Origin of the sequence: Streptomyces sp. NPDC059201 (assembly GCF_042754585.1) — a bacterium.
Classification (GTDB): domain Bacteria; phylum Actinomycetota; class Actinomycetes; order Streptomycetales; family Streptomycetaceae; genus Streptomyces.
Window position 1 is genome coordinate 392534 of record NZ_JBHZBB010000008.1, and the last position, 26760, is coordinate 419293.

At 74.2% G+C, this 26760-nt stretch carries 22 protein-coding genes; 14 read left to right on the forward strand and 8 right to left on the reverse strand.

The window, feature by feature from the left end; all coding sequences use genetic code 11:
* Nucleotides 1-466 precede the first annotated feature (466 nt).
* The 6 genes from ACFXMG_RS26175 to ACFXMG_RS26200 all read left to right on the forward strand — a co-directional run bounded on the left by ACFXMG_RS26175 (nt 467) and on the right by ACFXMG_RS26200 (nt 8215).
* Entirely contained in the window at nt 467-2599 is a 2133-nt protein-coding gene (locus ACFXMG_RS26175) for a HEAT repeat domain-containing protein (protein WP_383819062.1), read from the forward strand.
* 134 nt (nt 2600-2733) lie between these two features.
* Nucleotides 2734-3516 (forward strand): hypothetical protein, encoded by a 783-nt coding sequence (locus tag ACFXMG_RS26180; protein ID WP_383819063.1) that lies wholly within the window; start codon nt 2734-2736, stop codon nt 3514-3516.
* A complete protein-coding gene (locus ACFXMG_RS26185; protein WP_383819065.1) occupies nt 3513-4805 on the forward strand; it encodes an ATP-binding protein in 1293 nt (430 codons plus the stop codon). Before ACFXMG_RS26180 ends, ACFXMG_RS26185 begins: the two co-directional genes overlap by 4 nt.
* Nucleotides 4806-4871: 66 nt before the next feature.
* Nucleotides 4872-6263 carry an FtsW/RodA/SpoVE family cell cycle protein gene (locus tag ACFXMG_RS26190; protein WP_383819067.1) on the forward strand — a complete coding sequence of 464 codons (1392 nt, stop codon included), beginning with the start codon at nt 4872-4874 and terminating at the stop codon, nt 6261-6263.
* A complete protein-coding gene (locus ACFXMG_RS26195) occupies nt 6260-7885 on the forward strand; it encodes a penicillin-binding transpeptidase domain-containing protein (RefSeq protein WP_383819068.1) in 1626 nt (541 codons plus the stop codon). The genes ACFXMG_RS26190 and ACFXMG_RS26195 overlap by 4 nt, the downstream gene beginning before the upstream one ends.
* A gap of 33 nt (nt 7886-7918) precedes the next feature.
* Nucleotides 7919-8215: an antibiotic biosynthesis monooxygenase family protein gene (locus ACFXMG_RS26200; protein ID WP_383819070.1), complete on the forward strand. Its 297-nt coding sequence runs from the start codon at nt 7919-7921 to the stop codon at nt 8213-8215.
* 43 nt (nt 8216-8258) lie between these two features.
* Here the strand turns inward: ACFXMG_RS26200 and ACFXMG_RS26205 are convergent, their stop codons facing one another.
* Nucleotides 8259-9374 carry a ferritin-like domain-containing protein gene (locus ACFXMG_RS26205; RefSeq protein ID WP_383819071.1) on the reverse strand — a complete coding sequence of 372 codons (1116 nt, stop codon included), beginning with the start codon at nt 9372-9374 and terminating at the stop codon, nt 8259-8261.
* A 169-nt stretch (nt 9375-9543) separates the two neighbouring features.
* Between ACFXMG_RS26205 and ACFXMG_RS26210 the strand changes: the two genes are divergently transcribed.
* The 4 genes from ACFXMG_RS26210 (at nt 9544) to ACFXMG_RS26225 (ending at nt 13007) form a co-directional block, all read left to right on the forward strand.
* Entirely contained in the window at nt 9544-10479 is a 936-nt protein-coding gene (locus ACFXMG_RS26210) for a diiron oxygenase (protein WP_383819073.1), read from the forward strand.
* Nucleotides 10480-10565: 86 nt separating this feature from the next.
* On the forward strand, nt 10566-11288 hold the full coding sequence (locus tag ACFXMG_RS26215; protein ID WP_383819075.1) for a TetR/AcrR family transcriptional regulator: 723 nt from the start codon (nt 10566-10568) through the stop codon (nt 11286-11288).
* A 10-nt stretch (nt 11289-11298) separates the two neighbouring features.
* Complete coding sequence (locus tag ACFXMG_RS26220) at nt 11299-11592, forward strand: hypothetical protein (RefSeq protein WP_383819077.1); 294 nt, start codon at nt 11299-11301, stop codon at nt 11590-11592.
* Nucleotides 11593-11681: 89 nt separating this feature from the next.
* On the forward strand, nt 11682-13007 hold the full coding sequence (locus ACFXMG_RS26225) for a C40 family peptidase (protein WP_383819078.1): 1326 nt from the start codon (nt 11682-11684) through the stop codon (nt 13005-13007).
* Here ACFXMG_RS26225 and ACFXMG_RS26230 read toward each other — a convergent pair.
* The 5 genes from ACFXMG_RS26230 to ACFXMG_RS26250 all read right to left on the reverse strand — a co-directional run bounded on the left by ACFXMG_RS26230 (nt 12980) and on the right by ACFXMG_RS26250 (nt 18865).
* On the reverse strand, nt 12980-14215 hold the full coding sequence (locus ACFXMG_RS26230) for a styrene monooxygenase/indole monooxygenase family protein (protein WP_383819080.1): 1236 nt from the start codon (nt 14213-14215) through the stop codon (nt 12980-12982). The genes ACFXMG_RS26225 and ACFXMG_RS26230 overlap by 28 nt on opposite strands.
* A gap of 37 nt (nt 14216-14252) precedes the next feature.
* Nucleotides 14253-14879, reverse strand: a complete 627-nt coding sequence (locus tag ACFXMG_RS26235) for an ATP/GTP-binding protein (protein WP_383819108.1) — start codon at nt 14877-14879, stop codon at nt 14253-14255.
* Nucleotides 14880-14949: 70 nt separating this feature from the next.
* A complete protein-coding gene (locus tag ACFXMG_RS26240; protein ID WP_383819081.1) occupies nt 14950-15366 on the reverse strand; it encodes a DUF742 domain-containing protein in 417 nt (138 codons plus the stop codon).
* Entirely contained in the window at nt 15363-15875 is a 513-nt protein-coding gene (locus ACFXMG_RS26245; RefSeq protein WP_383819082.1) for a roadblock/LC7 domain-containing protein, read from the reverse strand. The genes ACFXMG_RS26240 and ACFXMG_RS26245 overlap by 4 nt, the downstream gene beginning before the upstream one ends.
* Nucleotides 15872-18865 carry a nitrate- and nitrite sensing domain-containing protein gene (locus tag ACFXMG_RS26250; protein ID WP_383819109.1) on the reverse strand — a complete coding sequence of 998 codons (2994 nt, stop codon included), beginning with the start codon at nt 18863-18865 and terminating at the stop codon, nt 15872-15874. Before ACFXMG_RS26250 ends, ACFXMG_RS26245 begins: the two co-directional genes overlap by 4 nt.
* A gap of 372 nt (nt 18866-19237) precedes the next feature.
* Between ACFXMG_RS26250 and ACFXMG_RS26255 the strand changes: the two genes are divergently transcribed.
* Nucleotides 19238-20020: a hypothetical protein gene (locus ACFXMG_RS26255; protein ID WP_383819083.1), complete on the forward strand. Its 783-nt coding sequence runs from the start codon at nt 19238-19240 to the stop codon at nt 20018-20020.
* A 17-nt stretch (nt 20021-20037) separates the two neighbouring features.
* Here the strand turns inward: ACFXMG_RS26255 and ACFXMG_RS26260 are convergent, their stop codons facing one another.
* The gene (locus ACFXMG_RS26260) at nt 20038-20502 is read right to left on the reverse strand and encodes a MarR family winged helix-turn-helix transcriptional regulator (RefSeq protein ID WP_383819111.1); all 465 of its coding nucleotides are present in this window, start codon (nt 20500-20502) and stop codon (nt 20038-20040) included.
* A gap of 362 nt (nt 20503-20864) precedes the next feature.
* Between ACFXMG_RS26260 and ACFXMG_RS26265 the strand changes: the two genes are divergently transcribed.
* The 3 genes from ACFXMG_RS26265 to ACFXMG_RS26275 all read left to right on the forward strand — a co-directional run bounded on the left by ACFXMG_RS26265 (nt 20865) and on the right by ACFXMG_RS26275 (nt 24237).
* Nucleotides 20865-21704: a lysozyme gene (locus ACFXMG_RS26265; RefSeq protein ID WP_383819085.1), complete on the forward strand. Its 840-nt coding sequence runs from the start codon at nt 20865-20867 to the stop codon at nt 21702-21704.
* 234 nt (nt 21705-21938) lie between these two features.
* Complete coding sequence (locus ACFXMG_RS26270; protein ID WP_383819087.1) at nt 21939-22841, forward strand: lytic polysaccharide monooxygenase; 903 nt, start codon at nt 21939-21941, stop codon at nt 22839-22841.
* Between the two features lie 244 nt (nt 22842-23085).
* Entirely contained in the window at nt 23086-24237 is a 1152-nt protein-coding gene (locus ACFXMG_RS26275) for a glutamate--cysteine ligase (protein ID WP_383819089.1), read from the forward strand.
* Nucleotides 24238-24304: 67 nt separating this feature from the next.
* On the opposite strand, the gene lon is transcribed toward ACFXMG_RS26275, so the two are convergent.
* On the reverse strand, nt 24305-26716 hold the full coding sequence (gene lon / locus ACFXMG_RS26280; protein ID WP_383819091.1) for an endopeptidase La: 2412 nt from the start codon (nt 26714-26716) through the stop codon (nt 24305-24307).
* Between the last annotated feature and the right edge of the window lie 44 nt (nt 26717-26760).

Genomic DNA, 26760 nt, shown 5'->3' on the forward strand with positions numbered 1-26760 from the left:
GCACTCCGTGCACGCGCGCGTAGCCGCGCCGTGCTCCCGCGCGCGTGGGCCGCCCGCCGTTTCACGGCCACGCCCGCGCGGCCGGCACGCTGCTCGTCCACGCTTGTGCGGGTGCCGTGTTCGCCTTCCCCAGCACGCGCGCGTGCGGGTTCGGTGGTCCGCCCGCGCGGGTGCCGTGTCCGCCTTCTCCACCACGCGCGCGTGCGGGTTCCGTGGTTCGCCCACGCCCACGCCCACGCGCGCGCCGTGTTCACCTTCCCCCCAACCCCCCACGCGCGCGTACGCGTACGCGTCCCCCCGTCGCGTCCGTACCGTGCGCAACGTCCTGTCCACAGCCCGTACATGGCGCAAACCGAGCGCAACGTGGGGTGGTGGCGCGGTGGGTGGTGCGGGTTCGGGGTCGATGGGCTTTCGTTGGTGCACACTTGCTGCCTGGTAAGCGCTCACGGGGAAGGTGGCCTGGCCAATGCTGACGGGGATCGAGGAGGTCGACTGGGCCTCGTTGGGGCACGCTTACGGCCCCGCGGACGACGTGCCGGCGCTGCTGCGCGGACTCGCCTCGGCCGACCCGTCCGAGCGGGAGGCCGCCCTCGACGGCATGTACGGCGCGGTCCACCACCAGGGCGACGTGTACGACTCCACGCTCGCGTGCATCCCCTTCCTCCTGGAGCTCGTCGCCGACCCCGCCGTCCAGGACCGCGGCGGGATCGTCGAACTGCTCACCAGCATCGGCGGGATCGAGCTGGACGACGAGGACGACGACCTCGACGGGCCGGCCGGGCCGGACCCGGACGACGCCGACTTCGTCCCGGCCGCGAACTTCGCGATGGCGGCCGCCGCCGTCGCCGCCGGGGCCGACGTCTTCCTCGGTCTGGTCGACGGCCCCGACACCGAGGTGCGGCTGGCCGCGCCGGTGGCGCTGGCGTCGCTGCACCCGGACCCCGCGCGCGTGCTGACGCTGCTGCGGGAGCGGCTGACCGTGGAGCCGGACACGGAGGTGCGGCTGGCGCTGGTCGCGGCGGTGGGGCGGATCGCGCTCCGGCACGCCTCGCTGCGCGCGGAGACCGTCGACTGGCTGGCCTGGCTGGCGCGCGCGGCGCAGGACCCGGGGCTGCGGCTGGCGGCGCTGGCGCAGCTCGCGCGCTGTTCGCCGGGGCGGATCCCGGAGGACATCGTGCGGTGGGTGACGGAGCTCCTGGAGGAGATCCGGACGACGCCGCGGCCCGAGCCGGAGGACGGAGGCGGCGAGCCGGGGGCCGCGCGGATGCCGGTGACGCTCGTCGGGCAGGTGCGCGAGCTGCTCGAAGAGCATGTGGCGGGGCGGCGGACGCCGTGGACGGAGGAGCTGCTGCGGACCCTGCACGGGGCGCTGGACGACCGGGTGGACGACCGGATCGCGCTGATCCTGGCGCAGCTGCGCAGCCCCGACCCCGGTCAGCGCTCGGACGCGATCTGGCTGTGCGGAGGGCTGATACGGCTCTGGCGGGGGCGGTACGAGGAGGTCGTACGGCTCGTCGGCGCGCAGCTGGCCGATCCCGACGCCCGGCTCCGGGACGCCGCGACCTCCTTCCTGGAGCGCCTCTTCGAGCTGGGCGCCCCGGCGGCCGACGCGCTGGCGGCCGTCCTCGCCGGGGGTCCTGGCGGGGCGTCGGCGGTGTCCGGCGGGCTGGGGGACCTGACGGGCCGGACCGGGCACGACGGGGCGCTGCTCGCGCTGGCGCGGAGCGGTGACGCCCGCGCCGTGCCGCTGCTCGCGCGGGCCCTGGAGGGTCCGGGCGAGGTGCGGCGCGAGCTGCTGTACGCGGTCGACGGGCTCGGCCCGGCCGCGACCGGACTCGCCCCGCTGCTGCGGCGGCGGCTCGCGGCGGTGGAGCTGGACGAGGACCTGTACGACCGGGCGTCCCCGCTGCTGTACGCGCTGGCGGCGGTGCGCGGCGCGCAGGCGCTGCCGGAGGTGCTGCGGGTGCTGCGGGGCGCGCCGGAGCACCGGCGCGCGTGGGTGCGGGAGGCCGCGGCGCGGACCCTCGGCGCCTTCGGGCCCGCCGCTCTGGAGGCCGTACCGGATCTGCGGGAGCTGCTCGGCGCGGGCACGGCGACGGTCTCGACGACGGCGGCGCGCGCCCTGTGGACGGTCGAGGGCGACGCGGACGCGGTGGTGCCGGCCCTGGTGCGGTGGCTGCGGCCCGGCTCCTCGGGCGCCGACCGGTGCGCGGCGGCCCAGGCGCTGGGCGCGATCGGCCCGGCGGCGGCCGGGGCGGCCCGGGCGCTGCGGCCGGGGCTCACGTCTCGGGACCTGTGGGAGCGGGTGCGGTGCGCGGCGGCGCTGTGGCGGGTGTCCGGGGAGACGGACCGGACGCTGCCGGTGCTGCTCGCCGCCTGGGAGGAGAACCGGCACGCGCGCGTGGAGATCGCCGGCTGTCTCGCGGAGATGGGTCCGGCGGCGGCGGAGGCGCAGCTGACGATCCTGACCGAGCTGACCCGGCGCCGCCGGCACAACGCCCGCGAGGGCGCCTCCGGCAGCCACGACATCCACCAGGACGAGAAGCTGCTGACCCTGTGCCGGGCGGCTCTGGCCCGGATGGAGCTGAGAACTCTCTAGAGCCCGCCGTTCCGCCCACTGGAGCGCGCCGCGCCGCCCACCCACTGAACGGCAATTCAGATAATCAACCCATACGGGATTTCGCTTACTGTTCTGACCAATACGCCACAACCGGTCAGCATCCGAGGAGCAGCGTGAGACCCCGTACCGTCCGGCTCGCCGCGGCCCTCGCGCTGGGCGCGCTTCCGCTCCTCGCCGGGTGCGGGAGCGAGGGCGGGCTCAAGAGCGACGGGCGGGTGGAGGCGGCGGTGGGGCCCGTACGCCTGTGGCCCGATCTGCCGCCCGCCTCGGATCCGCCGGTCGACTACGGGGAGACCGACACCGAGCGGGTGCCGGGCATCACCGTGCGGGGCCACGACGTGCGGACCGTGGATCCGGTCGCGGTGGTCCGGGCCGAGGTGGCCGCGCATCCCGACACGTACACCGGGGGCGACGGGATGGACGACGGGACCGCGCGCGCGGTGCTCGCCTGCGACACCGCGCCCGGGAAGTGCCCGGTGCTCTCGCCGTACTACCGGGACCTCACGGGGAACGGCCGGGACGAGCTGATCGTCGGGATCCGGCTGCCCGAGCAGCAGCTCGCCGTGCGGGTGTACCTCGCCGAGGAGGGCGGGCTCACCCGGGTCATGTCCACCGTCGACCAGGTCGTCAGCGTCGAGCTGGCCGGGCGGGACCTGGTCGTGCGGGCCGCCTCGGCGGGCATCCCCGGGTACGAGTACCGCACCGCCTGGTCGTGGGACGAGCGGCAGCACAGCATGCTTCCGGCGCGCGACGAGATCGTGCCCGTACAGCCGCCACCGGGCGCTCCGCCGGACTCCCCTCCCCCGGCGTCCCCGCGGCCGTTCCCGCCCCCGCCGAAATCCCCTCCGACGGGCGTCTCCCCCACGGGCTCCCCGCGCACGGGGCCCACCTCGTGACCGCGCGCCGCTCTCGCCGGCCCCGCGCGCCCGCCTGGACCGCGACGCTCACCTGGAAGGCGGCGGTCTTCATCGCCGTGATGTGCTGCGCGCTGGCCGCCCTGCTCGGCACGCTCGTGCACGTCTCCGTGACCGCGCAGACCGTGCGCGACGCCCGGGAGAAGGCGCTGTCCCGGCTCGCCGACGTCACCCGGTCGTACGAGGCGGGCGAGCCGCTGCCGCCATTCGCCGGGCTCGACCCCGACGGGCTGCCGGACCAGCTGCGGCGGCTGACCGCGCGGGGCGAACGCGGGACGATGATCGCCGACCACGAGGACCGGCCCACCATGTGGGCGGCGGGCCCGGCGGACGGGCACGCCCTCGCCGTCCGCGTCGACCACAGCCTGGGCGCGGGCACCATCGACGCCCTGGACCGGTCGATCGTCGGCTCCTCGATCCTCGCGATCGCGGCGACCCTGGCCGTCGGCGTCGTGGCCGTCACCCGCGTCACCCGGCGGCTCCACGCCACCGCGCAGGTCGCCCGCCGGATCACCGCGGGGGACCTGGACGCGCGCGTGGACGACCCCAGGACCAAGGACCCCCGGCGGCCGCAGGACGAGGTGGCGACGGTCTCCGGGGCGCTGGACACGATGGCCTCCTCGCTCCAGCGCAAGCTCCAGAACGAGCAGCGGTTCACCGCGGACGTGGCCCATGAGCTGCGTACCCCGCTGACCGGCCTCTCCGCCGCCGCCGAACTCCTGCCGGAGGGGCGCCCGGCGGAGCTCGTACGGGACCGGGTGGTGGCCATGCGGGGGCTGACCGAGGACCTCCTGGAGATCTCCCGGCTCGATGCCCGCAACGAAACCGTCGACCTGGCGGTGCACGAACTCGGGCCGCTCGTCCGGCGGGTGGTGCGCGCCTCGGGCACGGAGACGGAGGTCCGGATCGTGCGGGACGCGTCGGTCGAGACGGACCGGCGGCGGCTCGAACGGGTGCTGGGGAACCTGGTCGCCAACGCCCACCGGCACGGCCGACCGCCGGTGGTCGTCACCGTGGACGGGGCGACGGTGACGGTACGGGACCACGGGCCGGGCTACCCCGCGTACCTGCTCACCTCGGGCCCGCAGCGCTTCCGCACCGAGAGCGGCGGCAAGGGGCACGGCCTGGGCCTGACCATCGCGGTCGGCCAGGCGGAGGTGATCGGCGCCGAGCTGGAGTTCACCCAGGGACAGGGACCCGAGGGCGGCGCCGAGGCCCGCGTGCGGCTGCCGGAGTACGTGCGGTTCGACGGCGACGCCCGGGAGGGATGAACCACCCTCACGGCACACCGTCACACAAAAGGGACATACGGCATACGGCTTGCTACGTTGCCGACCATGACCGCACCCAGGACCACGGACGCGCCCCCGGACGCGCCGCCGCCCGGTGTCCGGGTCCCGAAGCGGCGCGGGGTGGAACTGGTGCTGCTCCTCGGCGCCGTCCTGATCTCCGTCTGCGGCTACGCCGAGGTGGGCTTCGCCCACGACGGGGCCGTGCCGCCGGACGCCGCCCGGTACGGCGCGGGGCTCGGCCTCCTCGCGCTCCTCGCCCACCTCGTCGTGCGGTTCCGGGCCCCCTACGCGGACCCCCTCCTGCTCCCGATCGCCGTCCTGCTCAACGGGCTCGGTCTGGTGCTGATCTACCGGCTCGACCTGGAGACCCCCCGCGACCAGGCGGCGGCCCCCCAGCTGGTGTGGTCGACGCTCGGGGTCGCGCTCTTCATCGTGGTCGTGCTCCTGCTGCGCGACCACCGCGTCCTCCAGGGGTACGCGTACGTCTCCGTGGCGACCGCGCTGGGGCTGATGATCCTGCCGATCTTCTTCCCGGCGGTGAACGGGGCCCGGATCTGGATCCGGCTCGGCGGGCTCTCCTTCCAGCCGGGCGAGTTCGCGAAGATCCTGCTCGCGGTCTTCTTCGCGGCGTACCTCTCCGCCAACCTCAGCGCGCTCGCGTACGCCGGGCGCCGGATCTGGAGGTTCCAGTTCCCGACCTGGCGGGTGCTCGGGCCGATCGTGGCGATCTGGCTGCTGAGCGTCCTCGTCCTCGTCCTGGAGCGGGACCTCGGCACCTCGCTGCTCTTCTTCGGCCTCTTCGTGATCATGCTGTACGTGGCGACCGGCCGCACCGGCTGGATCGCGATCGGGCTGCTGCTCGCCGCCGCCGGGGCCTTCCTCATCGGTTCCGTCGAGCCGCACGTGCACAGCCGGGTCGAGGACTGGCTCGATCCGTACGCCTCCATCCGGGCCGGCGACGGGCCCGGCCAGCTCGCGCAGTCGCTCTTCGCCTTCGCCGCCGGCGGGATGCTCGGCACCGGGCTCGGGCTCGGGCAGTCGGTCCTCATCGGCTTCGCCGCCAAGTCGGACTTCATCCTGGCGACGGCCGGCGAGGAGCTGGGGCTCGTCGGGCTCACCGCGCTCTTCCTGCTGTACGCGCTCTTCGTGGCGCGCGGCTACCGGGCGGGGCTCGCCCTGCGGGACCCCTTCGGACGGCTGCTCGCCGTCGGGCTCGCCTCGATCGTGGCCCTCCAGGTCTTCGTGATCGCGGGCGGGGTGATGGGGCTGATCCCGCTGACGGGCATGGCGATGCCGTTCCTGGCGCAGGGCGGTTCGTCGGTGGTGACCAACTGGGTGATCGTCGCCCTGCTCGTCCGGGTCAGCGACTCGGCGCGGGCGCCGCAACCGGAGGACGCGGAGACCGGCGAACTCGCGCGGGTGGAGGCGGGCCGGTGATCCGGTACATCCGGCGGGCCGCCGCGCTCTGCCTCCTCCTGCTGATCGCGCTGCTGGTCAACGCGGCCCGGGTGATGCTGGTCGAGGCCGACGCGCTGGACGCGAACCCGGCCAACCGGCGCAGCGCCATCGCCCGCTGGTCCGAGCCGCGCGGCGACATCGTCGTCGACGGGAAGCCGGTGACCGGCTCCCGCGACAGCGGGCAGCAGCTCCGCTGGGAGCGGACCTACCGCCGGGGCCCGCTGTACGCGCCGGTGACCGGCTACGCCTCCCAGACGTACGGCACGACGATGGTCGAGCACGCGGGGGACTCGGTCCTCTCCGGCGAGGACCCGATGCTGGCGCCGCTGCCACTGTGGAACGACCTCACCCGCAGCCGCTCCCCCGGCGGCGACGTGGTGACGACGATCCGCGCGCCGATGCAGGAGGCGGCCTACCGCGGGCTCGACGGGAAGCGCGGCGCGGTCGTGGCGCTCGAACCGTCGAGCGGCCGCATCCTGGCGCTGGTCTCCTCCCCCTCGTACGAGCCCGGCGTGCTCTCCGGCACCGGCGCGGACGTGAAGGACGCCTGGACCCGGCTGACCACCTCGCCGAACCAGCCGATGCTCAACCGGGCGCTGCGGCAGACCTATCCGCCCGGCTCCACCTTCAAGATCGTGACGGCGGCGGCGGCGCTGGACGCGGGGGTGGTGCGGGACGTGGACGCGCCCACGGACACGCCCGACCCCTTCGTGCTGCCCGGCACCCGGCAGGTGCTGCCGAACGCGGCGCGCGGCTGCGAGGACGCCTCGCTCGCGTACGCCCTCCAGTGGTCCTGCAACACGGTGATGGCCGGGCTGGGCGTGGACGTCGGCCTGGAGGGGATGGTCGAGGCGGCGGAACGGTTCGGCTTCGACGACACCACGCTGCGGGTGCCGTCCTGGGTGGCGAAGTCCAACTTCGACCGCGACATGAGCCCCGACCAGCTGGCGCAGTCGTCGATCGGGCAGTTCAACACCACGGCGACCCCGCTCCAGATGGCGATGGTGGCGGCGGCGGTCGCCAACACCGGGGAGATCGCGCAGCCGTACCTGGTGGACCGGACGACGACCTCCGGCGGGACGACGGTGGACCGCACCCCGCGCCGCAGCTACCGGCAGGCGATGAGCCCGTCGACCGCCCTCCAGCTCCAGCGGCTGATGGTGAAGGCGGTGGAGGACGGGACGGGCACGAACGCGGCGATCCCCGGGGCGCGGGTCGGCGGCAAGACGGGCACCGCGCAGCACGGCCTCGGCAACAAGGGGACCCCGTACGCCTGGTTCATCGCCTGGGCGCAGGCCGAGGACACGGCGCGGCCGGCCGTCGCGGTGGCGGTGGTCGTGGAGGACGCCGAGGCGGCCCGTACGGACATCAGCGGGGGCGGCAGCGCGGCGCCGATCGCCCGGGACGTGATGCGGGAGGCGCTGCGGCTGGAGGCGGAGGCCCGCGCGTCCGGCGCGCCGGGTCCGCGCGGCGGACGGGCTCCGAAGGGGTCCGAGGCTCCGAAGGGGTCCGAGGCTCCGAAGGCGACGCCGCCCCGGCCCGTCGGCCCGCCCGGCGGCCGCCCGGCGGCGGGGGTGACGGCGCGCCCCGCGCGGGGGTGACGGCGCGCGCGGTGCCGTGAGAGGGTGCCGGGCGTGATCGTCCGAGTGAGCGAGGCCCGCGTCCGTCCCGAACGCTTCGACGCGTTCCGGGAGTTGATCGTCGCCGCGGTACGGGACTTCCCGGCCCGCAACCCCGGCATGGTCGGCCACGAGGTGCTCGTCGCCCCGCCGCACTCGCTGCTGTACGTGAGCCGCTGGCGGTCCGAGGAGGACCTGGTGGCGTACGCCGGGGAGAACTGGCGCGACGAGCCCGTGACGCTGCCGGGCGAGGAGGACTACCTCCTCGGCCCGCTCGAACTGCGCCACTTCACCGTCACGCCGCTGGACTGAGCCGGAGCCGGGGCCGGGGCCGGGGCCGACGCCCGGCCTGGAGCTACTCCCCCGTGCCGTCGGCGATCGCCTGTGCCACCTCGGCGACCCGCTCCCGCTCCTCCGCCGCGAAGCGCTCGGCGTCCAGCCGCTCCGCGATCTCCTCGTCCTGGGTCATGAGGAGGTCGAGGTTGGAGTCGCCGAGGTCGAAGACGCCCATGTCCAGGTACGCCTTCTGGAGGCGTTCGCCCCACAGGCCGATGTCCTTGACGCAGGGGACTATGCGGCTGAAGAGCAGTTTGCGGAAGAGGTGGAGGAATTCGTTCCGCTCGCTGAACTCCTCCGCCTCCTTCCTCGGGACGCCGAAGTTCTCCAGGACCTCGACCCCGCGCAGCCGGTCGCGCATCAGGTAGCAGCCCTCGATGACGAACTCCTCGCGCTCGCGCAGTTCGGCGTCGGTGAGCTGCCGGTAGTGGTCGCGCAGGGCCATCCGGCCGAAGGCCACGTGCCGGGCCTCGTCCTGCATGACGTACGCGAGGATCTGCTTCGGCAGCGGCTTGTCGGTGGTGTCGCGGATCATGCCGAAGGCGGCGAGGGCGAGGCCCTCGATGAGCACCTGCATGCCGAGGTAGGGCATGTCCCAGCGGGAGTCGCGCAGGGTGTCGTCGAGGAGCGACTGGAGGCTGTCGTTGATCGGATACAACATCCCGATCTTCTCGTGGAGGAAGCGGCCGTAGATCTCGGCGTGCCGTGCCTCGTCCATGGTCTGGGTGGCGGAGTAGAACTTGGCGTCCAGGTCGGGCGCGGACTCGACGATCCGGGCGGCGCAGACCATGGCGCCCTGCTCGCCGTGGAGGAACTGGCTGAAGTTCCAGGAGGCGTAGTGGCGGCGCAGCTCGCCCTTGTCCTTCTCGGTGAGCTTGGCCCAGTGGCGGGTGCCGTGGAGGGCGAGCGCCTCGTCGGGGGTGCCGAGCGGGTCGTACGGGTCGACCTCCAGGTCCCAGTCGATGCGCCGGGCGCCGTCCCACTGCTTGTCCTTGCCCTTCTGGTAGAGGGCGAGGAGCCGCTCACGGCCGGAGCCGGCCATGTCGTACTCCCAGGAGAAGCGGGCGTCCCCGGTCGCCGGGATCTCCCGGCCGGGTCCGGACGGGGGGTTCACGTAGAGCTCGTGCGTCGACATCGACCACTCCTTCCGGCCACCGGCGTCCTGCCGCCGCCAGCAGGCTCACACGTTGCTGTACGAAGCGTCAACAAGTCGCGCAGGAGGGATTGACGGGCTTGCTGACGGGCAGTCTGATAGCGAGTGACCGACGGTAACCCGAGTGCGCCGCCAGTGAGGTGTCCCCGCCATGAGTCCCTTCACCGAGCCCGACTTCACCCAGTTGCGGGACGCTCTCGGACCGCTCCGCGACCGCGAGCTGCTCGCCCGACGGCTCCTGGAGTCCTCCCGCAAGCACGCGTACGACCCCGACACCGAGCTCGACTGGGACGCGCCCTTCGAGGACGGCAAGTGGTACTGGCCGCCGGAGCTGGTCTCCCTCTACGGGACCCCGCTGTGGCGGAAGATGTCCGAGGAACAGCGGATCGACCTCTCCCGCCACGAGGCCGCCTCGCTCGCCTCGCTGGGCATCTGGTTCGAGATCATCCTCATGCAGCTGCTCGTCCGGCACATCTACGACAAGTCGCTGACCAGCCAGCACGTGCGGTACGCGCTCACCGAGATCGCGGACGAGTGCCGGCACTCCATGATGTTCGCCCGGATGATCACCAAGAGCGGCACCGGCGACTACCCGGTGCCGCGGATCTACCACAACCTCGCCCGCGTCCTGAAGACCGTCTCCACCACCCCGGGCTCCTTCGCCTCCACCCTCCTCGGCGAGGAGATCCTCGACTGGATGCAGCGGCTGACCTTCCCGGACGAGCGGGTCCAGACGCTGGTCCGCGGGGTCACCCGGATCCACGTGGTGGAGGAGGCCCGGCACGTGCGGTACGCCCGCGAGGAGCTGCGCCGCCAGATGGTGACGGCGCCGCGCTGGGAGCGGGAGTTCACCCGGATCAGCTGCGGCGAGGCGGCCCGGGTCTTCTCCACCTGCTTCGTCAACCCCGCGGTGTACGACGCGGTGGGCCTGGACCGGCGGCAGGCGGTCACCGAGGTGCGGGCGAGCGGCCACCGGCGGGAGGTCATGCAGGCGGGCGCCAAGCGTCTGACGGACTTCCTCGACGACATCGGCGTGCTGCGGGGCCCGGGACGCCGGCTCTGGCGCTCGTCCGGGCTGCTGGCCTGAGCGCGCGGCGGGCCGCCGGCGCGAGCGCGCCCGGCGGCTCCGGGACGGGGGTCCGGAGGCGGCGGTACCGGGGTTACGCTGCGGACATGACGAGCGCCGCCTCCCCCGCGTACCGCCGGCTCAGCGTCGAGGAGCGGCGCGGCCAGCTCCTGGAGGCCGCGCTGGGGCTCTTCGCGCACCGGGCCCCCGAGGACGTCTCGCTCGACGACGTCGCCGAGGCGGCCGGGGTCTCGCGGCCGCTGGTCTACCGCTACTTCCCCGGCGGCAAGCAGCAGTTGTACGAGGCCGCCCTGCGCTCCTCCGCCGACGCCCTGAACCGCTGCTTCGCGGAGCCCGAGGACGGGCCGCCCACCGAGCGGCTCGGCCGGGTCCTCGACCGCTACCTCGCCTTCGTGGACGGCCACGACGCGGGCTTCAGCGCGCTGCTGCGCGGCGGGAGCGTCGTCGAGACCTCCAACACCACGTCCATCGTGGACGAGGTGCGGCGGGCCGCGGCCGAGCAGATCTTCCTGCACCTCGGCGCCGGGCGGCCGGGCGGGCGGCTCGGGATGCTGGTCCGCACCTGGATCGCGGCCGTCGAGGCGGCCTCCCTCATCTGGCTCGACGAGGACAAGCGGCCGGACGCGGGCGAGCTGCGCGACTGGCTGGTCGACCACCTCGTCGCCCTGCTGGCGGCGAGCTCCGCGAGCGACCCGGAGACCGCGGCGGTCGTCCGGCGGCTGCTCGCCCAGGAGCGCGCCGACGGGCCCGTCGCCGCTCTCGCCCGCCGCCTGGCGCCCCTCCTCGGCGAGGCGGCCCACCTGCTGTGAGACTGGTGGGGTGAGAAGCGAGAACACCCCCTTCCGCGGCGGCCCTCTCGACGGGAGGGTGCTGCCCATCCTGCTCGGCCCGACCGGCCACCCCCCGAAGTGGTACGAGGTGCCGGTGCCGGCCCACGACGGCCGGCCCCCGACGCTCTACACGTACCGCCGCGAACCCGCCGGCCACTCCAAGCGGCTGCGCATCCAGCAGGGCTGGATCTACGCGTACGCCCCCGAGGGCCGCGAGCGGCGCGAGCTGAAGTGGCCGTGGTCCAAGCCGAGCGCGCGGCCCGAGGGTGGGCCGAACGAGTGAGCCGGAGGGGCGCGCCCTACTCCGTACGGTAATCGGATGAAATGACGCGCCATGATGCCTCCGGAGCCCGCTCTGGAGGTGGTGGTGACGTGTCGCGAAGGCTGCTGCGCACGGTCTGTACGGGAGCCCTGGCCGCCCTGACGGCCCTGACCGGCACGGCACTGGCCGCGCCGCCCCCGCCCGAACCCCCGGCGGACCCGCCCGCCGAATCCGCCCCCATCGCCTGGGCGGACCCGACGGCGGAACCGGTGGGCCCGGTGGACCCGGACGCCGAAGCCTCGGACGCGGCGGACCAGGCTGCGGCGGACCCGGAGGGCGTAACCCCGGACGCCGGTACCGACGACGCCGCCGCGCTGCCCCCTGCCGGTGGGGACTCCGTGGCGGCGCTGCTCACGCGGCTGCGCACGCTCTACCGGGAGGCGGGGGAGGCGACCGAGCGGTTCAACGCCGCCGAGGAGGCGGTACGGCTCCAGGGGGCCGACACCCGGCGGGTCGCGGCGGATCTGAGGACCGCCCGGGAGGAGCTGGCGCGCGGGCGGGCCGAGGCGGGGCGGCTGGCCCGGGAGCAGTACCAGGGGCGGACCTCCTACGCCTCGCCGCTGCGGCTGCTCTTCGCGCCCGACCCCCAGTCGGCCCTCGACGCGGGCCGTCTGCTGGACCGGACGGCCCGCGACCGGGCCTCCGCCGTCCCCCGGCTCCAGGCCGCCGAACGCCGCGCCGCCGCGCTGGCCGCCGCCTCCCGCACCGCGCTCGACAAGCAGAAGACCCTCGCCGCCACGCAGCGGACCCGGCGGGACGAGGTACGGAAGAAGCTCGCGGAGGTCGAGGGGCTGCTCGCCTCGCTCACCCCCGAACAGCTCACGCGCCTCACCGAACTGGAGCGGACCCAGACCGCGGGCGCCCAGCGCGAACTCCTCGACTCCGGCGTCCTCGACCACACCCGGACCCCCTCGGACGCGGGCGCGCGGGCGCTGCGCTTCGCGGTCGGCGAGCTCGGGAAGGCGTACGAGTGGGGCGCGGAGGGGCCGGACACCTACGACTGCTCGGGCCTCACGCAGCGGGCGTGGGCGGCGGCCGGCCGCGCGATCCCGCGCACCAGCCAGGAGCAGTGGGCGGAGCTGCCCCGGGTGCCGCTGGACGAACTGCGGCCCGGGGACCTGGTGGTGTACTTCCCGGGCGCCACCCATGTCGCGCTCTACCTGGGCGAGGGCCTCGTCGTGCAGGCGCCGCGCCCCGGCGGCCGGGTGAAGGTCTCCCCCGTCGCGGCGAACCCGCTGCTCGGGGCCGTACGGCCGGATCCCGGCGGCACCGCCCTGGAGTCGTACACCCCGCCCGTCCTCCCGGAGGACGCGCGGGAGGGCTCGGACGAGGGGTACGACCGCGGCGGTCAGGCTCCGGCGACCGAGGCCAGGTAGGCGGACGCCTTCTCCGGGTCGAAGAAGAACTCCTCGAAGTCGGCCGGGTCGTCGAAGCCGTTGGCGAAGCGGTCGGCGATCGGCTGGAGCTCGCCCGCCGCGCCGATCAGCTGGAGGACGTGCTCCGGCGGCGGCGCCAGCATCGCGTGGGTCCACTTGGTGACGGGCTCGGCCGTCCGCCAGTAGCGGTCGAAGGCGGAGCGCATCCACGCCTCGTCGAAGGGCCGGTCGCCGTGCTCGACGATCGCCGCGAGGTACGCGGCGGCGCACTTGGAGGCGGAGTTCGAACCCTGCCCGGTGATCGGGTCGTTGGCGACGACGACGTCCGCGACGCCGAGGACGAGGCCGCCGCCGGGGAGGTGGCCGACGGGGTTGCGGACGGTCGGCGCGTAGCGGCCCGCGAGGGTGCCGCCGGCGTCGGTGAGTTCGACCTTGGTGGCGCGCGCGTACTCCCAGGGCGTGAACTTCTCCATGAGCTCCAGCGTCAGCGCCAGGTGGTCGGAGGGGTCCTTGACGCCCTGGAAGACGTCGAGCGGGCCGCCGGGTATGCCCTCCCAGAAGAGGATGTCGGCGCGGCCGCCGGTGGTGAGGGTCGGCATGACGAAGAGCTCGCCGACGCCGGGCACGAGGTTGCAGCGCACCGCGTCGAACTCGGGGTGCTCGGGGCGCGGGCCGAGCCCGTGCACGTACGCGACGGCGAGCGCGCGCTGCGGCTCGGTGTGCGGGGAGCGGTCGGCGTCCCGGCCGAACATGGAGACCAGCTCGCCCTTGCCGGCGGCGACGAGCACGAGGTCGTAGCGGCGGGCGAAGAAGTCGAGGTCGCCGACGGCCGCGCCGTGGATGACGAGCTGTCCGCCGCGCTGGGCGAAGGTCTCCATCCAGCCGGCCATCTTCACACGCTGGTCGATGGACTGGGCGTACCCGTCGAGCCTGCCGACCCAGTCGATGACGCGGGCGGAGTCGGGGCCGGCGACCGAGACGCCGAGGCCCTGGATCCTCGGGGCCTGGGACTCCCAGAAGTTCAGGCCGAGGTCGCGCTCGTGCTGGAGCGCGGTGTCGAACATGCACTGCGTGGACATGACGCGTCCGGAGCGGATCTCGTCCGCCGTCCGGTTCGACATGAGGGTGACCTCGTACCCCTGGGACTGGAGGCCGAGGGCGAGCTGGAGGCCGGACTGTCCGGCGCCGACTATGAGTATCTTCCGCATGGGCGGTGCTCCTGGCGAAACGTTCTGTACGGGCGAGCTATTCGGGGGTGGCGGAGAGCGCGTGCTCGACCATGGCGAGCAGCGTCTCGACGACGCTGTAGCGCTTGCGCGCGTCCATGATCACCACGGGGACCTCGGGGGCTATCGTCAGGGCCTCCCTGACGTCCTCCGGTTCGAACCGCTCGGTGCCCTCGAAGTGGTTGACGGCGACGACGTACGGCAGACCGCAGCTCTCGAAGTAGTCGAGGGCGGGGAAGCAGTCGGTGAGGCGCCGGGTGTCGGCGAGCACGATCGCCCCGATCGCGCCGCGCACCAGGTCGTCCCACATGAACCAGAAGCGCTGCTGTCCCGGCGTACCGAAGACGTACAGGACCAGGTCGTTGTCGAGCGTGATCCGGCCGAAGTCCATCGCCACGGTGGTGGTGATCTTGTCCGGGGTGGCGGTGAGGTCGTCGGTCTCCTCGCTGGCCCGGGTCATCAGCGCCTCGGTCTGGAGCGGGGTGATCTCCGAGACCGCGCGGACGAAGGTGGTCTTGCCGACGCCGAAGCCGCCCGCGACCACGATCTTCGTGGCGATCGGGGCGCGGGAGTGGTCGAGCTGCCAGTCCTGCGCGCCGTCCTCGGGATCGGGTTCCCCGTCCGTATGCCCGGGCTGGGCGGGGATCGTCGCGGTGGGGACGGTCTGCGCCGGGGAGGCGGCGGGGGTGTCGACGGCGGTGTCGACGGCGGTGGCGTCAGAGACGACGGAGTCCACTCAGCACCCTTTCGAGGAGCGCGCGGTCGGGCTGGCCGGTGTCGTGACCGGTCCCGTACACACGGATCTTTCCCTGGTCGGCCAGGTCGCTGAGCAGCACCCGGACGACACCCAACGGCATCTTGAGGAGGGCCGAGATCTCCGCCACCGTCCGCATGCGGCGGCATATCTCGACGATGGCGCGCATCTCGGGCATGAGCCCGCGGGCGCCGGGGCCGCCGTCCGTGAGGACCTTGCGGGCGAGCGGCGCCTCCAGGGCGGCCACGAAGGTCTCGACGAGCAGCACGTGCCCGAACCGGGTGCGGCCTCCGGTCAGCGAGTACGGGCGCACGCGCGCGGGGCGCCGCCCTTCGCCCCGTACCGGCAGCCGGTGGGCGGCGGCGGACAGCGAGGTCACCGGTAGCTCTCCATCGACTTGCGCAGTTCGCTGCGGACCTCGGGGGTGAGGACGTGTCCGGCGCGGCCGACGAAGAGCGCCATGTGGTAGGCGATGACGCTCATGTCGCAGTCGGGGGTGGCGTGCACGCCGAGCAGCGAGCCGTCGCTGATCGACATGACGAAGACGCTGCCCTCCTCCATGGCGACCATGGTCTGCTTCACGCCGCCGCCGTCCATGAGCCGGGCGGCGCCGATGGTGAGGCTGCCGATGCCGGAGACGATGGTGGCCAGGTCGGCGCTGGAGCCGCGCGGGCCCCGGGGGCGGGCGTGCCCGTCGGCGACGTCGTCCGGCCGCTCGTCGGGGTCGGAGGAGAGCAGCAGGAGCCCGTCGGAGGAGACGACGGCGACCGAGCGGACGCCCGGCACCTCCTCCACGAGGTTGCCCAGCAGCCATTGCAGGTTGCGGGCCTCCGTGCTCTGTCCGTACGTGCTGGTGGTGCTCGTCGTGCTCGTTCCCGTGGCGGTCAACTGCGTGCCTCCTCGACTGTGTCCCCCGTCATCTCCTCTGTACGCGTGGTGCTCTCAGCCGCTATCTCCGCCGTCCCCGCCATCTCCGCCTCGACGTCCCGGCGCCCGGCCACGGCGCCCTGCTGGAAGCCGCCCAGGCGGCGGCGGAGTGCCTCGGCGTCGACCGCGCCCCGGCGGGGGGCGGTCGGCGCCGCGGGGGCGCGGACCACCTGGGGGGTCCGCTTGGGCAGGCCCTTGTCGGTCACCCGCTCCCACTGCGCGGGGCGCGGCCCGGGCACCTGCGCCTCGTCGGCCGGCCCGCCCTGCTCCGGCACGACCGCGATCACCGGCTCGGCGGCCCGCTCGTGACTGTCCGGCTCGGGCGCCGGGTCGGGCAGCCGCACCTGGAGCGTGGTCTCGGAGACGGACTCGGCGGGCTGGTACGGCGGCTCGGTGGGCTCGTACGCGGCTGCGGTCGGCTCGTACGCGGCCTCTGCGGGCTCGTAGGCGGGTGCGACGGGCTCGTATTCGGCTGCGGTCGGCTCGTACGCCGTCTCCGCCGGCTCGTACGCCGCTTCCGCCGGCTCGTACGCCGCTTCCGCGGGCTCGTACGTGGCTTCCGCCGGGACCGGCGCCGCCGGGGCCGGGGTCGGGTGTTCCGCCGCGCGGAAGGCGCGCTCCGCCGCGTCCACGAGGGGGTCGCGGGTGCGGGAGGGGAGGGCGTTGGAGTTGGCCTCGGCCTCGGAGCCGGGGAGGTGGAGGACGGGCACGGACCCGGTGCCCGCGACCCGTACCGGATCGGGGACGGCGGCGGACGGCGCGGTCGGCAGCAGCGGGAGCGGCAGCACCACGACCGCGGCGGTCCCGCCCGGCTTCTGCTCGCGCAGCTCGACGCCGACGCCGTGGCGGGCGGCGAGCAGCGCGACGACCCGCATGCCGAGCCCCTCGCCCTCGAACGCCTCCGGGTCGGCGGCGGCGAGGCGCGCGTTGAGGTCGGCGCGCCGGTGCTCGGGGATCCCTATGCCGGAGTCCTGGACGGAGAGCATGATCTCGCCGGTCTCCAGGAGCCAGCCGGAGAGCTGGACCTCGGCGTCCGGCGGGGAGAACGAGGTCGCGTTCTCCAGGAGTTCGGCGACGAGGTGGCTCAGGTCGTCCGCGGCGAAGCCGGCGAGCTGGGCGTGCGGCGGCAGCGACTGGATGGTGACCCGCTCGTACCGCTCGATCTCGCTGACGGCGGCGCGCAGCACGTCGACCAGCGGGACCGGGCCGGTGTGGCCGTGGACGTGCTCGTGGCCGGCGAGGACCAGCAGGTTCTCGCTGTGGCGGCGCATGACGGTCGCCATGTGGTCGAGCTTGAAGAGGGTGGCGAGGCGGTCCGGGTCCTGCTCGCGCTCCTCCAGCTTCTCGATGACGCCGAGCTGGCGGTCGACGAGGCCGAGGCTGCGCAGCGAGAGGTTGACGAAGGTGTGGTGGACCGTGCTGCGCAGCCGCTCGAAGTCGGCGGTGAGGAGGGCGATCCGGCCCTGGAGGTCGGCCCGCTGGGCGGCGAGCTCGGCCTCGGCGGTCTCCTGGGCGGCGACCAGTCCTGCGCGCTCGCCGGTGAGCCGGCCGGTGTGGGCGGCGAGGGCGGCGAGCTGTCCGTGGAGGGTGTTGAGGGAGCGGACGACCTGGGCGAACTCGTCGTTGCGCCCGGTGAAGCGGACGGCTTCCTCGGCGGCCGGGTCCGGTGCGCCGGCGAGCCGCGCGGCGCCGATGCGGAGGACGGCGAGCGGGCGGGTCAGGCTGCGGGCGACGTAGGTCGAGACGCCGACGGCGAGCAGCAGGCAGCCGCCGAGGAGGGCGAGGCGCAGTTCGAGGGCGGTGACGTCGTCGTCGCGCAGGGCGGTGAGCCGCTCGACCCGCTTGGCGGCGAGGGCGGACTCGACGCCGCGCATCTGCTCGATGCGGGCGGAGAGCGCGGAGTCCAGGCCGGACGGGGAGGTGCGGGTCTCGCCCTCGGAGAGGGTGGGCTGGTCGGTGAGCCGGCCGAGGGCCTGCTCGGCGGTCTTGACCTCGGGGCCCGTCACCGTCCCGGCGAGGGAGTCGCGGGCGGCGGGGCCCGCGGACCGGTCGAAGTCGCCGAGGGCGGCCAGCTCGCGCACCCGGGCCTGCTGGGCGGCGGCGCTGAGCTGGTCGCGGGCGCGCTCGGCCTCCTCGGCGCCCTCGGGCTCCTCGGCGACGTAGGTGCCGGTGTTCTCGTCGTAGCGGAGCTCGCCGCTGGGCTCGGGCTGTGGGACGGCGAGCGCGGCGAGGAGCAGGCCGCGGGTGGCGGACGCCTGCTCGACGGCGCGGCCGAGGTCGGCGGGGGCCCGGGTGGTGCCGGTGAGGCCGGGGTCGGCGGCGCGCGGCGGGGTCCGCTCGGCGAGGTCGTCGGCGAGCTTCTGGAGGGTGGCGATGACGTCGCTGTACGCCTTGTGGGCCTCCAGGGCGGTGCCCTCGCCGGTGACGGCGGCGCGGCGGACGGAGGCGACGCCGGCGAGCTCGCGGCGGAGCGCGTCGGAGGCGGCGGGGCGGATCTCGTCGATCTGGCGGTCGACGCGGGCCGACCGGGCGGGGGTGATCACCCGCCGCTCCTTCTTGGGGCCGGTCTGCTCCTCGCGGCCCGCGGCGACGAAGGCGACGACCTCGTCGCGCTCGTCGGAGAGGGAGTGCGCGAGGGTGACGGCCTGCCGGTCGAGCTCGGCGAGGGTGACCAGGCGCCGGGACTCGTTCAGCTCGGTGGAGGCGGTGAGGACGGCGGGGGTGCCCGCGCCGACCACGATGACGCCGACGAGGGCGACACCGGCGACGAGGCGGTTGCGGACGCGCTTGTTACGGCCTCCGGGGGTCGCCGCGGGCGCGCCGGTGCCGGCGGGGGGCGTGCTTCCCGTGCTCGGCGCGATGCCGGGGGTCGGCGCGGTGCCGGGGGTCGGCGGCTCACCGGGGGTCTGGCTCCGCGCGCCGTTCATGCTCCGAGGCCGCTTCTTCTGCACCGGTGCTCGCATTCTTGACTCGTCCGCCCACACAGCAGAGGTGACGGCCGGTCACGAGGTTCCGCCCCCACCCCTGGTACGGCTTCCGACCATTCCAGCGCTTCTCGGCAGGGGACGGGCATCGGCCGCTCCGCCACCCGAACGAGTGAACAACACTCCTGAGTTGGCGAACAACTTCCGGCGGGCGCCGCGGAGGGCCCGTCAGGGGGCCCGGCTGGATCTTCGGGGCGGGCTTTGGCAGGATGCCCGCCCGCAGCTCGCCGGAGCCGGCGATTCCGGCCCACGCAGGGGTGATGGCCGGTTGGTACAGGCCATTTTCGGCCCTTTGCAGGGGTTGTGAAGACCCCGCGCGAGCCGGGCACACTGGACATCATGCGCAGTGAAGTCGCCACCCTTCCCGGCAGCCCCGAACGCCCCAACGAGGACTGGGCCGCCGCTGCTCTGCCCGCCTCCGGCGAAGGGGGGACGCTCGTCCTCCTGGACGGCGTCACGCCACCCGCGGCCGATGTCGGTTGTGTGCACACGGTGCCGTGGTTCACCGCGCGGCTCGGTGGCGCTTTGACCGAACTGTCCGCTTCCCGGGCCGATCTGACGCTGTCCGAGATCCTGTCGCTCGCCATCCGGCGCACCGCGGAGCTCCACGCGCACACCTGTGACCTTTCTCACGTGCGTACGCCGCAGGCGACGGTGGTCCTCGCCCGCTGGGACGCGACCGCGGTCGACCACCTCGTCCTCTCCGACTCGGTCCTGCTGCTCCGGGCGCCGGACGGCGCGGTCCGGGCGGTACGGGACGACCGGCTGGACCGGATCCCGCGCGAGGCGCTCCGCTCGCACGAGGCGGCGGACCGGCTGCGGAACCGGGAGGGCGGCTTCTTCACGGCGGCGGCGGACCCCTCGGTGGCGGAGCGGGCGGTGACCGGCAGGACTCCGCTGGAGGAGGTACGGGCGCTGGCGGCGCTCACCGACGGGGCCGGCCGCTGGGTGGAGCGCTTCGGCGCCGGCGACTGGACGGAGTGCGCCGGCGTCCTGGCGAAGGAGGGCCCGGCGGGGCTGCTCCAGCGGGTCAGGACCCTGGAGACGACGGCAGCGGCGGCGGGTGAGGAGCGGCGCGGGAAGCTCCACGACGACGCGACGGCCGTGTACGTGGAGCTCTGAGGGCGCGCCCGGCGGGCTCAGCCCTCGGAGCGCTGGTTGAAGTGGTTGAGCAGCCGGGCCAGTTCGGCGACCTCGGCGCGGTCCCAGTCGGCGAGCTTGCGCACGTACCGCTCCCGGCGGGCGTCCCGGACGCGCCGGAACCGGTCGCGCCCCTCGTCGGTCAGCCGGACGAGGGAGGCGCGTCCGTCGGCGGGATCGGGATCGCGCGCGACCAGCCCGAGCTGTTCGAGCGCCCGCAACTGACGGCTCATCGTGGCCTTCCCGACCCCGAAATAGGCGGAGAGCTCGGTGGCCCGCTGCGGCCCGGCGTCGTCGAGCCGCACGAACAGCCCGTAGGCGGCGGGCTCCAACTCCGGGTGCACCTCCCGGGCCATCTCCCCCGACTGCGCCCGGGCCCGCCGCAGGAACACGGCCAACTCCCGCTCCAGCGCCAGGAACTCCCGCTCGGCGGGGGCCCTCCCTGAAGGGGTGGCGTCGGGCAGGGGGGCCGGCTCGTCCGAAGCGGCGCCGGGGGCCGGCCCGTCCGAAGCGGGCGCGGGGCCCTGGGGGCCGGCGCCTCCTGTCGGCGCGACGCCCGTCGCGTCCTCCGGGGTGTCCCCGGGGGCGGTGTCGTTCCTGCCGGGCGTACCGCCTGTGCGCACGTCCCACCTCCCACGCGTGTTTCTTCGGTTGAAAGTTTCCCGCCCCGGCGGGCATCGCCGCAGCTCCTTCAGTATTTCGCAGGAGTAGACCAACGGCGGAACCCGGTCCCTCTTCCACCCTCCCGGTCTACGTGCGTAGAGTCGCCGACGAGCACGTGACTGACATGTCCACACCACCCCCACGACCCTTCGGGAGTCACGCCATGCGTGTGCGCAGATCCGTCCCCACCTCTCTGCTCGCCGGCCTCGCGGCCGCCGCCCTCGTCCTCCCCCTCGCCGGCCAGGCCGGCGCCGCCGACCCCGGCGCCCGCACCGCCGCCGCCACCCCCGCGCGCGGCACCGCCCACATGGGCATGGGCGTCCTCAAGCACGACGGCCGGGGCGCGGCCGCCCCCGGCGGCGCCTCCGCGCTCGCCGCCCAGACGGAGGGCGTCGACGTCGCCAGCCACCAGGGCAACGTCGCCTGGTCCACCCTGTGGAACAGCGGCGTCAAGTGGGCCTACGTCAAGGCGACGGAAGGCACGTACTACAAGAACACGTACTTCACGCAGCAGTACAACGGCTCGTACAACGTCGGCATGATCCGGGGCACGTACCACTTCGCCACCCCGGACACGACGACCGGCGCCGCCCAGGCCGACTACTTCGTCAACAACGGCGGCGGCTGGTCCAAGGACGGCCGCACCCTCCCCGGCGTCCTCGACATCGAGTGGAACCCGTACGGCGCCACCTGCTACGGCAAGACCCAGTCCGGGATGGTCACCTGGATCCGCGACTTCCTCAACCGGTACAAGGCCCGCACCGGCCGGGACGCCGTCATCTACACGGCGACCAGCTGGTGGACGCAGTGCACCGGCAACTACTCCGGCTTCGCCGCCACCAACCCGCTGTGGATCGCGCGGTACGCGGCCGAGGTCGGCGAACTCCCCGCCGGCTGGCCGTACTACACGATGTGGCAGTACACCTCGTCCGGCCCCACGGTCGGCGACCACAACCGCTTCAACGGCGACCTCTCGCGGGTGCAGGCGCTCGCCAACGGCTGACGCGCCGGCTACGACAGACCGGCTCCATCGAACGGCGGCTTCCAGGGTGTGGCGGCACCAGGGAGCCGCCGTTGCGCGTGACATCGCCTGCTCAGGGGCTTTTTCCGCCCACCCCCTTGCCCATTGGTATGGACCAATGCGAGTCTCTACCCCGGTCGCACGGAATTCAACTTCCGTGTGCCCCGCGCGCGTTGCTCGTTCCGTACTCCCCCACGCACGAGAGAGAGCCCCCGCATGCCGTCCTCCCGCCGTACCGCCGCCGGCGTCGCCGCCCTGTCCGCCGCCGCCGCCCTCGTCGGCCTCACCCCCACCACCGCCGCCGCCCACGGAGCCGTCTTCAACCCCGTGAGCCGGATCGCCGCCTGTTACGCCGAGGGCCCCGAGAGCCCCGACTCGCAGGTGTGCAAGGACCTCGTCGCCGACTCCGGCACCCAGCCGCTCTACGACTGGAACGAGGTCAACATCGCCAACGCCGACGGCAACCACAAAGCCGTCATCCCCGACGGCAAGCTCTGCTCGGCGAACCGCGCCAAGTACCGGGCCCTGGACTGGGCGCGTACCGACTGGCCCGCCACCGCCGTCACCGCCGGCGCCTTCGACTTCAAGATCCGCGCCACCGCCGCCCACTCCGGCACGATGACGATGTACGTCACCAAGGCGGGCTTCGACCCCACGCAGCCGCTGAAGTGGTCCGACCTCGACACCACCCCGGTCGCGGTCTACAACACCACCCGCACCGCCACCGACGGCTACTACGCCTTCACCGGCAACCTCCCGGCCCGCTCCGGCCGCCACCTCGTCTACATGGTGTGGCAGCGCAACGACAGCCCCGAGGCGTTCTACAGCTGTTCGGACGTCACCTTCGGCACGGCCGCTGCGGCCGCCCGCTCCGGCACCGCGAAGGCCGAGGCACCCACCGAGGCCGAACTGGCCGCCGGCGCCGAGCTGTCCACCGTGAGCCACGCGGGCCACGGCGGCGACGAGCAGCCGCCCGCGCTCTCCGCCGAGGCCACCCAGGCGCCCGACTCCCCGCTGCCGCTGGCCCTCGCCGGCGCGGGCGCGCTCGCCGTCTTCGGCGCGGGCAGCCTGCTCCTGGGCGGCCGCCGCCGCGGCTCCTCCGCCTCCTCCGCCTCCTAGGCGCCGAAGGCCCGGGCGGGAGGAGGAGGGACGGGGCGGGGCCCCGCTCACCCCTCCGGCGGCCCCCAGGGAACCCGTCCCTCCCCTCCCGCCCGCCTCGCCCCCCGGACTCCGGTCCGGGGGGCGATTTCACGCCATCTGTGCGGGGACGGGTGGAAGCCGGGACGTTCGTGGACAGCCTTCGTGAAAGCTCTGTTCGAACGGCCGTCAGCGCACACCGTCCGCCCGTGAAGGAGAGCGCTCCATGCGGAACCAGCAGCGGTGGGAATACCACCGCGGTGAAGGGCTGCGCACGTTCGGGGTGGAGGAGGAGCTCCTCCTGGTCGATCCCGAGACCGGACTCCCCCAGCCCCTCGCCGGCACCGTCACCGAGATCGCCGCCTGGCACGCCGACGCCGGGCCGCGCACCGAGGGTCCGGAACCGGCGAAGCCCGAGTTGTACTCCGAACAGCTGGAGATCGGCACCGCCCCCTGCGCCACCACCTCCCAGCTCGCCGACCAGCTGCGCCGGGCCAGGCTCGCCGCCGCCGCGGCGGCCCAGGAGGCCGGAGTGGCGGTCGCGGCGCTCGCGACCGCGCCCGTGGACTTCGGTCCGCTGCTCACCCCCGACGACCGCTACCGGCGGATCCACGACCGGTACGCCCACCTCGTCGACGAGGAGTTCGCCTGCGCCTGCCACGTCCACGTCCACCTCTCCTCGCCCGAGGAGGGCGTGGGCGTCCTGGACCGGATACGGCCCTGGCTGGCGCCACTCCTCGCGCTCAGCGCCAACTCCCCCTATTTCCAGGGCGTCGACACCGGTTACGCGAGCTGGCGCCACCAGCTGTGGCAGCGCTGGCCGATGTCCGGCCCGAGCGAGCTGTACGGGGACGTGGAGGCGTACGAGCGGACCACGGACGAGATGCTCGCCAGCGACGTGCTGGTCGACGACCACATGGTCTACTTCGACGCCCGGCTCTCCCGCCGCTACCCGACGGTGGAGATCCGGGTCGGCGACGTCTGCCTGGACCTGGAGGACACGGTCCTGCTCGCGGTGCTGAGCCGCGCGCTGGTGGAGACTGCGGCGCGGGAGTGGCGGCTGGGCCGGCTCCCCGACCCGGTCTCGACGGTCGTGCTGCGGCTGGCCGCCTGGCGGGCCAGCCGGTACGGGCTCGGCGGCGAACTGCTCGACCCGCGGAGCTGGCGGCCCCTCCCCGCCGGCGAGGTGCTGTACGCCCTGCTCGACCACGTGCGCCCCGCCCTGGAGGACGCGGGCGACCGGGAGCGCGCGGAGGCGGGCGTCAAGCGGCTCCTGGCCCGCGGCACCGGCGCGGACCTCCAACGGGCCGCCCACACCGGCGACCCCTCCCTGACCTCGGTCATCGTCGACGCCGTGCGCCGTACGACTCCGCTCTAGGCATGCGGGAGGGGCGCCCCCGGCTCCGTACCGGGGGCGCCCCTCCTCGTGTCCGCGGCGTCGGGTCTCAGGCCGCCACGGCGACCGGGACCTCCGCCGGGGCCAGGGCGATCTCCAGGACCTGGCGGACGTCGGTCACCGGGTGGACCTCCAGCTTCTCCAGGACCTCGGCGGGGACGTCGTCCAGGTCGGCCTCGTTCCGCTTGGGGATGACGACGGTGGTGATGCCGGCCCGGTGGGCGGCGAGCAGCTTCTGCTTCAGGCCGCCGATGGGCAGGACCCGGCCGGTGAGGGAGACCTCGCCGGTCATGGCCACGTCGGTGCGGACCAGCCGGCCGCTGAGCAGCGAGGCCAGCGCGGTCGTCATGGTGATGCCCGCGCTCGGGCCGTCCTTCGGGACCGCGCCCGCCGGGAAGTGGATGTGCACGCCCCGGTCCTTCAGACCGGTGACGGGCAGCTCCAGCTCCGCGCCGTGCGAGCGGAGGAAGGAGAGCGCGATCTGCGCGGACTCCTTCATCACGTCGCCCAGCTGGCCGGTGAGGGTCAGCCCGGCGGCGCCGGTCTCCGGGTCGGCGAGGGACGCCTCCACGAAGAGGACGTCGCCGCCCGCGCCGGTCACCGCGAGGCCGGTGGCCACGCCGGGGACCGCGGTACGCCGCTCGGCCGGGTCCTGCGCGGACTCGGGCACGTGGTGCGGGCGTCCGATGAGGGCCCGCAGGTCCTCGGGCGTGATCGTGAACGGCAGCTCGCGGTCGCCGAGTTCGTGCTGGGCCGCGATCTTGCGGAGCAGCCGGGCGACGGCCCGCTCCAGGGTGCGGACGCCCGCCTCGCGGGTGTACTCGCCCGCCAGCTTCCGCAGCGACGCCTCCTCCAGGACGACCTCGCCGGGCTCCAGCCCGGCCCGCTCAAGCTGCCGGGGCAGCAGGTGGTCGCGGGCGATGACGACCTTCTCGTCCTCGGTGTAGCCGTCGAGGCGGACCAGCTCCATGCGGTCGAGCAGGGCCTCGGGGATGGCTTCGAGCACGTTGGCGGTGGCGAGGAACACGACGTCGGAGAGGTCGAGTTCGACCTCCAGGTAGTGGTCGCGGAAGGTGTGGTTCTGCGCCGGGTCGAGAACTTCGAGCAGGGCCGCGGCGGGGTCGCCGCGGAAGTCGGAACCGACCTTGTCGATCTCGTCGAGGAGGACGACGGGGTTCATGGACCCGGCCTCCTTGACCGCCCGCACGATCCGGCCGGGCAGGGCGCCGACGTACGTCCTCCGGTGGCCGCGGATCTCGGCCTCGTCGCGTACGCCGCCGAGGGCGACGCGCACGAACTTCCGACCCATCGCGTGGGCGACGGACTCGGCGACTGAGGTCTTGCCGACGCCGGGCGGGCCGACGAGCGCGAGCACGGCGCCGCCGCGCCGCCCGCCGACGACGCCGAGCCCGCGCTCGGAGCGCCGCTTGCGCACGGCGAGGTACTCGGTGATGCGCTCCTTCACGTCCTCAAGGCCGGCGTGCTCGGCGTCCAGGACGGCGCGGGCGTCCTGGATGTCGTACCGGTCCTCGGTCCGCTCGTTCCACGGCAGTTCGAGGACGGTGTCGAGCCAGGTCCGGATCCAGGAGCCCTCGGGCGACTGGTCGCTGGACCGCTCCAGCTTGTCGACCTCCTTGAGCGCGGCCTCGCGGACGCTCTCGGGCAGGTCGGCGGCCTCCACGCGCGCGCGGTAGTCGTCGGACTCCTCGCCGTCCTTCTCGCCGTTGAGCTCGCGCAGCTCCTTGCGTACGGCTTCGAGCTGGCGGCGCAGCAGGAACTCGCGCTGCTGCTTGTCGACGCCCTCCTGGACGTCCTTGGCGATGGTCTCGGCGACGTCCTGCTCGGCGAGGTGCTCGCGGAGCTGGGCGGTGGCGAGCCTGAGGCGGGCGACGGGGTCGGCGGTCTCCAGGAGCGCGACCTTCTGCTCGACGCCGAGGAAGGGCGAGTACCCGGAGTTGTCGGCGAGCGCGCCGACGCCGTCGATCTGCTGGACGCGGTCGACGACCTGCCAGGCGCCGCGCTTCTTCAGCCAGCTGGTGGCGAGCGCCTTGTACTCCTTGACCAGCTCGGCCACGGAGCCGGGCAGCGGATCGGGCACGGTCTCCTCGACGACGCTCCCCTCGACCCAGAGCGCCCCGCCGGGCCCGGTCGTCCCGGCCCCGATGCGCACGCGCCCGATACCCCGGATCAGCGCGCCGGGATCCCCGTCCGACAGCCGCCCGACCTGCTCGACGATCCCGAGCACCCCGATCCCCGCGTACGTCCCGTCCACCCGCGGCACCAACAACACCCGCGGCTTCCCACTCCCCCCACGAGCAGCCGCCTGAGCCGCCTCCACAGCGGCCCGCACATCGTTGTCCGACAGATCCAGCGGCACCACCATTCCAGGCAGCACGACCTCGTCATCGAGCGGCAGCACAGGCACCGTCAGCGGCACGGACACCTCGGACTCAGAAGCCATGATCTCCCCTTCGGCAGTCAAGTTGAGCTATGCCGACTCAATGC